The sequence below is a fragment of the Vibrio sp. 10N.261.51.F12 genome, assembly GCF_041471725.1.
Lineage (GTDB): Bacteria > Pseudomonadota > Gammaproteobacteria > Enterobacterales > Vibrionaceae > Vibrio.
In genome coordinates this window covers 85,246-97,521 of record NZ_JBFROV010000017.1, presented here as the reverse complement: position 1 = coordinate 97,521, position 12,276 = coordinate 85,246, and the positions used below count along the sequence as shown (strand labels likewise).

Here is a 12,276-nt window from a genome sequence, read left to right as displayed (position 1 = left end):
CCTTTTTATATCATTCATACTGAGTATGATAATAGCAATTCGCTGGGCTTATTGTATGACAATATAGCATTTATGTGATGTAGAACATGTTAATTTCGTAGGTAAAAAAAAAAGCGAGCACTCGGCTCGCTTTAGTTTGTAACAGCAGATTTCAATTAGTTTACGTGTGCAACGGCATCTTTTACTAGTTGGCCTAACTCTTCCCAACGACCTTCGTCCATGAGTTTAGTTGGAACCATCCAAGTGCCACCACATGCAAGAACAGAAGGAATCGATAGGTACTCGTCTACGTTCGTAAGACTTACACCGCCGGTAGGCATGAAGTTTACTGGATAAACGGCTGTCAGTGCTTTTAGCATGCCAACACCACCTGATGGTTCTGCAGGGAAGAACTTCAACGTGCGCAGACCCATTTCCATTGCTTGCTCTACAAGGCTTGGGTTGTTTACGCCGGGTACGATAGCAACACCTTTGTCGATGCAGTATTGAACCGTGCGAGGATTAAAACCTGGGCTTACGATGAAATCAACACCAGCTTCGATTGACGCGTCAACCTGCTCGTTAGTCAGTACCGTACCAGAACCGATTAGCATGTCTGGGAACTCTTTACGCATTACGCGAATGGCTTCAATTGCACACTCAGTACGTAGTGTGATTTCAGCACAAGGCATGCCGTTGTCAACCAACGCTTTACCCAGTGGGATCGCATCTTCAACTTTGTTGATTGCAATGACAGGAATTACTTTTAGGCTTGCTAGCTTGTCGTTCAATGTTGTCATGTTATTTGTCCTACTAATCGATTGTTGGTGTAGCTTCTTTAGGAATGATAGCGCCTTGGTGCTGGATAACCGCACCGGCGACTTTATGACCCGTTGCAGCAGCTTGTAACGCAGTACCACCAGTCAGACGCTTTGCAAGATAACCCGCGCTGAATGAATCACCCGCTGCAGTCGTATCGAGCACGTTGTTTACAGGCTTAGGAGCAACATAGTTGGCTTGGCCTTCAGCAACAACGAGACAATCTTTAGCACCACGCTTAATTGCAATCTCAGAAACGCCGGCTTCGCTAGTACGTTCAATACACTGTTCAACGAACATATCACCAAATAGCGCTTGATCATCTTCAAATGTAAGCAACGCGGTACTGGTGAGTTCAAGCATCGCAGTATAATTTGTGATCGCTTGTTGTCTGTCAGCCCAAAGTTTTGGACGGAAGTTATTGTCGAAGAAGACGTGTCCGCCTTTTTCTTTAAACGCTTTAAGGAAGTTAAACAAAGTATCGCGACCTGATTGTGTCAGAATCGCTAGTGTGATGCCACTTAGGTATACCGCGTCGTATTCTAGCAAAGATTCAATCAGTGCTGCTGACTCTGGTTGGTCGAATACGAATTTAGCGGCTGCATCGCTGCGCCAGTAAAAGAAGGTGCGCTCACCGGTATCATCAGTTTCGATGTGATAAAGACCTGGCATTTTGTCATCAAGCTTAAGAATAAGGCTGGTATCAATGCCTTCGCTTTGCCACGTCGCCATCATCTCATTTGAAAAAGGGTCGTTACCAAGTGCAGTAATGTAGCTAACAGTGAGGTTGTGTTGCTGAGTGAGGCGAGAAAGGTATAGCGCAGTGTTGAGTGTGTCACCGCCAAAAGATTGTTTTAGCAGCTCACCTTTACGTTGTAGCTCTACCATACACTCGCCAATGATTGCGATTTTGTACTGATTCATTAATTTGTCATCCACTTTGGAGCGATCAACCAAGAAAGTCTTCACGCGAAGGAGAAAAAATATCGAGTATCACACTGTCTTGTTCCAGCGCGGTCACTCCATGACGTAGCAGTCTTTTTACCATAAAGGCATCGCCCGCTTTTAGTTCACGTTCCTCGCCATCAACGACGGCATCAAAACGACCACTGACCACATAAGCAATTTGGTCGTGGATATAATGTTGATGCAGTGCACTGTGTGCACCCATATCAAAGCACAAATGTGCCGCCATTAAGTCGTCGGTAAAACCAACTACTTTTCGCTTGATGCCTTGTTCAACCTGTTCCCACGGGTGTTCGTCGGCGGAGAAAAAAGTGTGCACTAACAGCCTCCCAGACTACAGTCATTGTGTACTCTTAATTACGTTGCAAGTATCATAAAGGTATAATTCAAATTGTCATACAATAAGTTTACAGCTTTGTGATTGTGATCAATTTATAATTGCCTAACACCACAAAACTACGTTGTTAATAGGGTTTTAAGTAAAACACAATGTGTTTAAACCGCAATTGTGTGAAAGTTAATTGTGATTAAAGTCCACTTTCCACCACTTTTTTGTATGACAATAAGGCATATTGTATTACTTTATATGGTAAATTATTGCTGCATTGAGAGTCGAGGGTAAACATGTCTACATTGGTTCAACCCATTTTGCTGGGTGAAGATGAAATCGCTGAGCTAAGAAAAGAGATTGGTCGCGATACCTTAATGGGTAAAGCTATTGCAAAAAATATCAAGGATGCTGAAGCATTCATGAAGCTGCCACTTGAAGTGCCAGGACACGGTGAAGCGGGCGGTTATGAACACAATCGCAATAAGCAAAACTACATCCATATGCACCTTGCAGGCCGTCTCTTCTTAATTACAGGCGAAGCGCACTACGCTAAATTTGTGCGTGATCTTTTGGCATTGTACGCAGAACGTTACCTCACCTTTGACTTCCATGTTCAGAAAAACACCAACCCAACAGGTCGTCTTTTCCACCAGATTTTAAACGAACACGTTTGGTTATTATACACCAGTATTGCCTATTCTTGTGTGGCTTCAACCATGTCAGAAGAAGAGCGCCAAACGGTGATTGACCGTATCTTTGATCCAATGCTTGAGATGTTCACCGTAAAATATGGTCATGATTTTGATCGTATTCATAACCACGGCATTTGGGCAGTAGCCGCTGTCGGTACATGCGGCTTGGCGATCAACAAGCGTGAATACTTAGAGATGTCAGTGTTTGGACTTGAGAACAACAATACTGGCGGCTTTTTAGCACAAGTATCACAATTGTTTGCACCATCAGGTTATTACATCGAAGGTCCGTATTACCACCGCTATGCTATTCGTCCAACCTGTGTATTTGCAGAAATCCTTGATCGCCATATGCCTGAAATCGATATCTTCAATTATAAAGATGGTGTGATTGGCAATACCGTTCAAGCGATGCTTTCTACGGCTTATCCGAATGGCGAGTTCCCAGCATTAAATGATGCTTCTCGTACAATGGGTATCCGCGATTTAGGTGTTCAAGTGGCGGTCAGCCAATACGCAAAACATTATGGTATTGATGATAATCTACTTGGTATGGCTAAGATTCAAGATTCAGTATGGATGCATGAATGTGGCCTAGTGTTGTCTCGTGCGTTTGAGAAAGCAAACGACCTAGACATGCCTTTCTGGCCAAGCGTTGAGCTGAATGAAGGCCCTAACGGTGACCGTGGTGCTCAAGGTTTTATTCGTGTTCAAGATGACAACAAAGACGTCTTCCAACTAGTGATGAACTACGGCCAGCATGGCATGGGGCATGGAAACTTCGACACGCTAGGCATTTCCTACTTTAACCGTGGTGACGAAGTACTTCGTGAATATGGTTTTGCACGCTGGGTAAACGTCGAGCCAAAGTTTGGTGGTCGATACTTAGATGAAAACAAGACCTACGCTCGTCAAACGATTGCTCACAATGCAGTAACGATGGATGAAACGTGTCAGAACTACTTTAATGTAGAGCGTGCAGACAGCGTACACGGTATTCCACACTTTTTTGAAACAGACAGTGCTCAGATCTCGGGCATGAGTGCGTATGCGAATGGCCACTACGATGGCATGAAGCAGCAACGCAGCGTGTTCTTGTTTAAACACGACGAATTTGAAGCACCATTGCTTATCGATTTGTTCCGCATTGCCGGAGAAGGTGAGCATCAATACGATTATTCACACCAGTACGATGGCCAAATCATCCGTACCAATTTCGAGTATCAAGCGCACAAAGAACTTAATACGCTGAGTGACAACCTAGGTTACAACCATTTATGGAACGTGGCTGAAGGTGAAGCGAATGATACGGCGTTGGTCAGCTGGGTACAGAATAACTCGTACTATACTTGGTCAGGCACAAGCTCGAACGATAACGGTAAAGTGATCTTTACTCGCACTGGTGCGAATGATCCGAGTTTCAACCTACGTAGCGTACCGAGTTTCATTCTTCGTTCAAAGGGCGAAAGCACTTTGTTTGCCTCTGTGTTAGAGACACACGGCTATTTTAACGAAGAATTTGAACAGTCAGTCAATGCTCGCGGTGTTATCAACAATATTAAGGTGATTGGTCATTCTGATGAAGGCTCAGTCATTACATTTGAAACAGAAACAAAACGCTTCACGCTAATGGTCAGCAATAACCCAGATGCGGATAAGAACACAGAGAACTCTGTGGCGCTTGCCGGCAAGTCTTATTCATGGGCAGGCTACTTTGCAGTTGAGCAGGAGACACTAATATGAGTTACCAACCACTATTACTAAACTTCGACGAAGCAGGAGAGCTTCGTAAAGATCTCGGTAAGGACACATTACTAGGCAACGCTTTAGCGCGTGATATCGCACAAGTTGATGCTTATATTGCGCAGGTTGGTATCGAAGTTCCGGGACACGGCGAAGGCGGCGGTTATGAGCATAACCGTCATAAGCAAAACTACATTCATATCGATTTAGCGGGTCGCTTGTTTCTTATTACGGAACAAACAAAGTACCGCGATTATATCGTAGATATGTTGACGGCTTACGCGAAGGTTTACCCGACGCTAGAAAGTAACACCAGCCGTGATACTAACCCTCCTGGTAAGATTTTCCACCAGACGCTAAACGAAAACATGTGGATGCTGTACGCATCATGTGCATATAGCTGTGTTTATCACACGCTTTCTGATGATCAAAAGCACCTGATCGAAACCGATTTGTTTAAGCAGATGATCGATCTGTTTGTTGTGACTTACGGCCACGACTTCGACATCGTTCATAACCACGGCCTTTGGGCTGTGGCGGCGGTTGGTATTTGTGGCTACGCCATCAATGATCAAGAGTCAGTAGACAAAGCACTCTATGGCCTGAAACTAGACAAGGTGAGCGGCGGTTTCCTTGCACAATTAGATCAATTGTTTTCGCCAGATGGTTATTACATGGAAGGCCCGTATTACCACCGCTTCTCATTGCGTCCAATTTACTTGTTTGCAGAAGCGATTGAGCGCCGTCAGCCGGAAATTGGCATCTACGAATTTAATGACTCTGTAATTAAGACAACATCTTACGCGGTATTCTCTACAGCGTTCCCTGATGGCACATTGCCTGCATTGAATGATTCGTCTAAGACGATCAGCATCAATGATGAAGGCGTTATCATGGCAACAAGTGTTTGTTACCACCGTTATGAGCAGAACGAAACGCTGTTGAGCATGGCAAATCACCAACAGAATGTTTGGGTTCATGCATCCGGCGCAACCTTGTCAAATGCGGTAGCAAACGCGACAGAAATTAAACCATTTAACTGGGGCAGCTTGTACGTAACAGATGGACCAAAAGGCGAGAAAGGCGGGCTTACAATTCTCCGTCACCGTGACGCTCAAGATGATGATACGATGGCTTTGCTTTGGTTTGGTCAACACGGCTCTGATCACCAGTATCACTCTGCTCTTGATCACGGTCATTATGATGGGCTTCACCTAAGCGTATTCAACCGCGGTCAAGAAGTCTTACATGACTACGGTTTTGGTCGTTGGGTAAACATCGAGCCTAAGTTTGGTGGTCGTTACATCCCAGAGAACAAGACTTACTGTAAGCAAACGGTCGCTCATAACACCGTAACGGTTGATCAAGAGACACAGAACGAATTTAACACTGCAATTGCAGAAAGTCGTTTCGGTGCGAAGCATTTCTTTAAAACAGATGATGCAAAACTGCAAGGTATGAGTGGTAAAATCAGTGAGTACTATGCCGGTACTGACATGCAGCGTTCAGTATTGCTGGCTGATATCGAAGAATTTGAAAAGCCACTAGTCATTGATGTTTACCGCATCAAAGCAGATAAAGAACACTCTTATGATCTACCAGTTCATTATTCTGGTCAGATTATGCGTACTGACTTTGACTACAAAGCGGAATCAACGCTACGTCCAATGGGCGAGAAATTTGGTTATCAACACCTATGGAACCTAGGTTCTGGTCAGGTTGAAGGTAGCTCGTTGGTCTCTTGGCTACACGGCTCTAGCTACTACAGCCTAGTGACTACGGCAAACAAAGGCTCAGAAGTCTTCTTCACTCGCACTGGTGCGAATGATCCAGATTTCAACCTACGCAGTGAGCCTGCATTGATTCTTCGTCAATCAGGTCAAGACCATGTGTTTGCTTCGGTATTAGAGACTCACGGTTACTTCAATGAAGAAATTGAAGCATCAGTAGGCGCTCGTGGTTTGGTCGAGTCTGTGAAGACTTTGGCGAATAACGACGATGCAACGGTGATTGAAATCAATACGACAAGTGGTAACCAATACCGCTTTGCTATTAGCAACAAGGACGAAGCGGCGCAAAATGAGCGTCACGAGCTCACGATCGAGGGTGAACTTGTTAGCTGGAACGGTTCGTTCGCTAGAGTATAAAACGTTTTGAATTTTAAGCCGGGCATTGCCCGGCTTTTTTTCGTTATGGGATAAGGAAAAGGAGAATCATGGAGACATTAGACGGGATTATTATCCTAGGTTACTTCGTTTTTATTTTAGCAGCAGCGTTAGCATTTAAACGCTTTGCCACTGATTCGTCTGGCTTTATACGTGGTGGTGGCGCGATGATGTGGTGGATGGCCGGGGCAACCGCCTTTATGACTCAGTTTTCGGCTTGGACATTCACGGGAGCTGCGGCAAAAGCGTATGAAGATGGTTTGACGGTATTGTTTATCTTCTGGGGTAATGCATTGGGCTTTTTCGTTGCGGCTTGGTTCTTTGCTGAGCGCTATCGGAAGCTTCGAGTCGAAACGGCCATGGAAGTCATCCGTGTTCGATTTGGCAAAAGCTCTGAGCAAGTTTACACCTGGATTTCATTCCCGCTCACGATTCTTTCGTCGGCGATTTGGTTGAATGGTTTAGGTATCTTTGTTTCCGCGGTTTTCCAGGTGGATTTGTTCGTTACGATTATCGGAGTGGGGTGTTTGGTTACCTTCATTGCGGTGAGTGGCGGATCTTGGACCGTGTCGGCGACCAATGTGATTCAACTTATTCTGTTGCTCGCGATTACCTTGACGGTTGGTGCCTTTGCCTTGGTTGAAATTGGTGGGCCATTGTCGCTTGTTCACTCGTATCCGACTGAAAGCTTTATGGGTCATGATATTAATTATTGGCAGATTTTCTGGATCTGGGTGGTCGTGATCATGATGAAGCAAACCATGAACACCAATAACGCGTTGTCGTGCTACCGATTCTTAGTGACCACCAACGAGCGAGAGGCAAAGAAGGCGGCTTTTGTCACCGGTTTATTGTTTATTATTGGCCCAGTGATGTGGTTTATTCCCCCATGGGTGACGGCGTCAATGGGCGTGGATTTAATGGCGTACTATCCGATGCTGGGAGAGAGTGCTAATAATGCCGCCTACGTGTATTACATCGATCATTATCTACCAACCGGCATGCTCGGTCTTGTGCTGGCGGCGATGATTGCAGCGACTATCTCACCAATGACAACGGCGCTCAATCGTAACGCGGGTATTTTTGTTCGAAATGTCTATCAATCGGTGATCAACCCGCAAGCAACAGAAGCTCAGCAAATGCGCATGGGTAAGCTGTCGACGGTCGTGAATGGTGTGTTATCGGTTGGAGCGGCATTGCTGTTTGCTTCGATAAAAGAATACAGCTTCTTTGATATTATGATGTTGTTTGGTGCGTTATTGCAGACGCCTCTGTCAGTGCCGTCTTTGCTGGCGTTTGTGACTCTTCGTACGCCTGATTGGTCTGGATGGGCAACGATCGTTGTGGGCTTGTTAGTCTCGGCTTTTATGCACTTTATCTTTGAAGTCTCTTGGTTGTTACCGCTATTTGGTGCTGAAAGCTTCACTCATCGAGAGACGGTGGATTTACAAGTTGCGGCAACATTAATTGCTCATCTGCTGATTACGGGAGGGTTCTTTATGCTTTCTCGTTACTTTTACCGAGAGCCGGTTGGTGAGCGTGAAGGCGAGAGAAGGAAGCTCGAACATAATCTACAAACACCGATCAGCGCGGATGAAGAAGCCAAGGTCGATTTCAGGCAAGGGGCTTACTTAGGTAGAATGTGTCAAGCATTGGGGATGCTAGTGATGGTATTAGCGGTGACGGCGGGCACGGTGTCTGGTGGGGTAATTTTTGTTGTGATTGGGGCTTTAATTGCTCTGGCTGGCACCCACTTGTATCGAACCCGCCATGGTGGGGGGGATCGTGAAGCGCTGGGGCAACCTTAGCCCTTCCTCCCCTATCTGACTACCTCTCTATTGCCAAATCTATGAGTTGGCGATAGAGAGCCTTTTCGTTGTCATCCTCTATGCTCTTTCATAAGCTAATGACAAGCCGTTTACCCTGATCTAATAAATAATAATTAATCATGGTGGTGAATTTCATTATTCATTATCATTCGTGCTGATTATTTATAAATCTTGGAACTCAACTCTTGCATCGTTATCAAACAGAAGCTAAAGACCTAATAAAACTGGCTTCCCCCGTTCTTATTGCCTCCATTGCTCAAACTGGGATGGGGTTCGTCGATACGGTTATGGCTGGTGGCGTAAGCGCTGTCGACATGGCGGCGGTTTCAATTGCAGCAAGCATATGGCTTCCTTCTATATTATTTGGTGTTGGCCTACTTATGGCGATCATCCCGGTAGTTGCCCAACTTAATGGTGCCGGAAAACAAGACCAAGTGCCGTTTCAAATCCATCAAGGCATTATTCTCGCGTTAATGATCAGCATTCCAACTATTGTGGTGCTTCTGCAAATTGAAGGCATACTGAATGTGATGGACATTGAGTCGGTAATGGCCGAAAAAACGGTAGGCTATATCTATGCCGTTATATTCGCGGTTCCCGCTTTTTTGTTGTTCCAGGCATTAAGAAGTTATACCGACGGGATGTCATTAACTAAGCCTGCTATGGTCATCGGTTTTATTGGGTTAGTCGTCAATATTCCTCTTAACTGGGTGTTTGTATATGGGCAGTTTGGGGCGCCAGCATTAGGAGGGGTAGGATGTGGTATCGCGACGACTATCGTTTATTGGTTGATGTTTTTCATGATGCTGTTTTACGTTGCGACGACCCAAAGACTCAAACACATAGGCTTGTTTAGTGCATGGCACAAACCTGATCGTAAAGCATTAACACGATTGTTCAAACTTGGGTTTCCGATTGCAGCGGCCATTTTCTTTGAAGTGACGTTGTTCGCCGTCGTTTCATTGCTTGCTGCGCCTCTGGGGTCGTTGGTCGTTGCGTCTCACCAAATTGCGATGAACTTCTCTTCTCTAGTGTTCATGATACCCATGAGTATTGGTGCCGCCGTCAGTATTCGGGTTGGCCATAAGTTGGGCGAAATAGATACAGCGGGCGCCATTATTGCTTGTCGAGTAGGGTTAATTGTCGGCCTAGCCGTTGCTATGTTTACGGCGACGGCAACGCTACTTTTCAAACAACAGATCGTCTATCTGTATACCGATAATGCCGAGGTGGTGACACTCGCTATGCAGTTGCTTATCTTCGCCGCTATTTATCAATGTACCGACGCCATTCAAGTTGTCGCGGCTGGTGCGCTGCGTGGTTATAAAGATATGAAAGCGATCTTCAATTGCACATTTATTGCTTATTGGCTGATTGGACTTCCCCTTGGCTACCTGCTTGCGATGACGGATGTCATTGTTGATAAAATGGGCATTGTTGGCTTTTGGTTCGGATTCATTGTCGGTCTGTCAGCCGCTGCGCTTATGTTGACGATTCGCTTGCTTTGGATGCACAGACAAACGGATGAACTGCAACTTGAGTATGCAGAGCGCTAACCCTCGCTTCTAAAAGCGTTGAAAAAAGGCACACGGCATTGCTGCTATTTCTGATCGATAATAAGCGCACGTCACGTAATAAGTGGATACTAGTAAGCACTTAATACCTGTAAACGTTTAATGTCTGTAAACACTTAATACTTGTAAACACTTAATACTTGTAAACACTGGAACCTAATGCTCGGTGACCCGGCTTAGGTTTTCAGACGGTTTCTTGAATGCGTAACAAGGTAGAGAGAGCGAATACGCAACGTCAGGTGGTCGCGATGTCAGCAAGAAAAATAGCCAATAAACGAAACTCGACGTGGTGTAATGTGCGTCGACATTTGATGGTATGGATGACTACGTCGATCGCTTTATCTGGTTGCTTTCAGCCTGACACCATGACGGAAACCTTTACAGACTACCAACGTAAGGTCGCATCAATCCAAGAGCGACCCTTGTTGGCACCACCAGAAACCCCGCTGGTTCTTTTACCCGGTAAACGAGATATGCTCCAGACGATACCTGTGACAACGCTGGGTATCGTCGACACGTACCAACTTCGTCAGTGCCAATTGTTTGGCATTATCGCAGAGCGAAACTCTAGCCTTGGCAAGGTACAAGACGCCTTCAGAAACTTTGACTACCAAATTCAACTCATTGAAGGCTTAGAGCGTTGTATTGGCTCTAGCCAAATTGATAGTGCGCTTAAGCAAGATTTACAGGTCATTCTCGGCATCAAATATCGCTACCTTTCGAAGAATTTCTACAATTTACTGTTTACCAGTGATGCGATGAGAACCCAGTTAAACAGTAGTGGCTGGCTAGAGCCCACCTCCGGCAGTGTCATGATGAAGGTCAAACCATCGTTGCTTGCACTGAATGATATTACTGAGTCTATTGCGCAATTAGAATCTGATGGTGTTCTCATGCCATTTCCTCCCTTCATTATGCCGTTTCAAGAAACGCTTGAAAAAAATCCTGTTATTGGCAACCTTGCTTATTCATTGCAAGCCAGTACGCAATGGCTCGATGCTGTTACCAGACAGCTAAGCCAATATGACTCTGCAATCGTGTGCGGTGAACATCGCGATACCACTCGTTTTAACTATCTTGTCAACGTATTTAATCAGGTGTTTATCGCCAAGATCCAACCTTATCTCTCGTTTCTAGATTCGGAGTATCGCGTCGTGTCTGGTGAGTTACGGTTTATCGAAGCGGCAAGTAAATACAATAAGGCAGACAGTGTTTATGACGTTCGTGCGCTGTATCATCAGTTTTCATTGTCGAATCGAGAGCACGTCAATTATTGGCAGGCGTTGTTTTCTCGTTGTGGTAAAACCCTACGAGATGTTCGCAATCACTGATTCGAGGCGGCGTAATGGGGCCTAGATATGTGGGCACCAATAAATAGTATGTGTTGCCGGAGCAGATATCGACAGGACCGCGCCGATATCTGCTGTTAGACATCTGTTGTTAGATATCAGTGCTCAAATACGACCTCAGACATGGGTACACGGTGTCGTTCCCCATATACACCATCTTGAGCGCCAACCCCACAGCTGATGATCATGGTAATCTCGTGGCGCTCATCAAGCCCTAGCAACTGCTTGGCACGACGAGAGTCAAATCCTTCCATTGGGCAAGTATCATAACCTTGCTCGCGCATCGACAGCATAAATGTCATTGAGGCCAACGCCGCACTTTTGTGTAAGCACACACGTACATCTTCTTTGCTCACTTCGCGCACCATCGGTTTTTTGCGGCCTATCCACGAGGTGTATAGCTTGCGAGCGATGCCTCTTAGGCCGACTCTGTCGTTGTTGTACAGTGTCGGGATCAGTGAGTCGTAGTATTTTAAGGCACGTTTAGTGGTGTTGTCTTCACGCCCTGCAAATGCAGCCCTCACAGTTTCTGCGTTCATTTCCGCGCGTTGTTTCCAAATGTTGGGTGTTACGGTGACAACAATCAGTTCATTGGCCGTTTTTGCGGCGTTTTGACCCATACAAATGTCAGCAAGCTGGTGGCGTTTTTCTTCACTGATCACGCGGTGAAATGCCCACATCTGCATGTTGCTGCTGTTAGGGCTTAGTGTGGCAAGTTCTAATGACTTCTGCACCGCTTGATGGTCGAAATTTGCCTTCATATCGTATTTACGAACGGAGCGGCGCGTATTGAGGATGTGCTCGAGAGAGGGGGATGTATTCATAGAAA

Annotated in this window: 9 protein-coding genes; 5 read left to right on the top strand and 4 right to left on the bottom strand. The window is 45.6% G+C overall.

Going from position 1 to position 12,276, the window contains the following annotated elements:
- Nucleotides 1-155: 155 nt before the first annotated feature.
- From AB4405_RS12510 to AB4405_RS12500, 3 genes are read right to left on the bottom strand one after another with little or no spacing between them, the layout of a single operon-like run.
- Nucleotides 156-779: a bifunctional 4-hydroxy-2-oxoglutarate aldolase/2-dehydro-3-deoxy-phosphogluconate aldolase gene (locus AB4405_RS12510; protein WP_102468118.1), complete on the bottom strand. Its 624-nt coding sequence runs from the start codon at nucleotides 777-779 to the stop codon at nucleotides 156-158.
- Between the two features lie 13 nt (nucleotides 780-792).
- The gene (locus AB4405_RS12505) at nucleotides 793-1,722 is read right to left on the bottom strand and encodes a sugar kinase (RefSeq protein ID WP_102468117.1); all 930 of its coding nucleotides are present in this window, start codon (nucleotides 1,720-1,722) and stop codon (nucleotides 793-795) included.
- Between the two features lie 25 nt (nucleotides 1,723-1,747).
- Nucleotides 1,748-2,083, bottom strand: a complete 336-nt coding sequence (locus tag AB4405_RS12500; RefSeq protein WP_102468116.1) for a cupin domain-containing protein — start codon at nucleotides 2,081-2,083, stop codon at nucleotides 1,748-1,750.
- A 305-nt stretch (nucleotides 2,084-2,388) separates the two neighbouring features.
- Here AB4405_RS12500 and AB4405_RS12495 point away from each other — a divergent pair, with 305 nt between their 5' ends.
- The 5 genes from AB4405_RS12495 to AB4405_RS12475 all read left to right on the top strand — a co-directional run bounded on the left by AB4405_RS12495 (nucleotide 2,389) and on the right by AB4405_RS12475 (nucleotide 11,429).
- Nucleotides 2,389-4,530: a heparinase II/III family protein gene (locus AB4405_RS12495; protein WP_372061082.1), complete on the top strand. Its 2,142-nt coding sequence runs from the start codon at nucleotides 2,389-2,391 to the stop codon at nucleotides 4,528-4,530.
- On the top strand, nucleotides 4,527-6,677 hold the full coding sequence (locus AB4405_RS12490) for a heparinase II/III family protein (RefSeq protein WP_372061081.1): 2,151 nt from the start codon (nucleotides 4,527-4,529) through the stop codon (nucleotides 6,675-6,677). The genes AB4405_RS12495 and AB4405_RS12490 overlap by 4 nt, the downstream gene beginning before the upstream one ends.
- Nucleotides 6,678-6,745: 68 nt before the next feature.
- A complete protein-coding gene (locus tag AB4405_RS12485) occupies nucleotides 6,746-8,503 on the top strand; it encodes a sodium:solute symporter family transporter (RefSeq protein ID WP_372061080.1) in 1,758 nt (585 codons plus the stop codon).
- A 206-nt stretch (nucleotides 8,504-8,709) separates the two neighbouring features.
- Nucleotides 8,710-10,080 carry an MATE family efflux transporter gene (locus tag AB4405_RS12480; RefSeq protein WP_372061079.1) on the top strand — a complete coding sequence of 457 codons (1,371 nt, stop codon included), beginning with the start codon at nucleotides 8,710-8,712 and terminating at the stop codon, nucleotides 10,078-10,080.
- A gap of 218 nt (nucleotides 10,081-10,298) precedes the next feature.
- Nucleotides 10,299-11,429: a DUF3080 family protein gene (locus tag AB4405_RS12475; protein WP_372061078.1), complete on the top strand. Its 1,131-nt coding sequence runs from the start codon at nucleotides 10,299-10,301 to the stop codon at nucleotides 11,427-11,429.
- Between the two features lie 116 nt (nucleotides 11,430-11,545).
- Here AB4405_RS12475 and AB4405_RS12470 read toward each other — a convergent pair whose 3' ends face one another.
- A complete protein-coding gene (locus AB4405_RS12470) occupies nucleotides 11,546-12,271 on the bottom strand; it encodes a nitroreductase family protein (protein ID WP_372061076.1) in 726 nt (241 codons plus the stop codon).
- Between the last annotated feature and the right edge of the window lie 5 nt (nucleotides 12,272-12,276).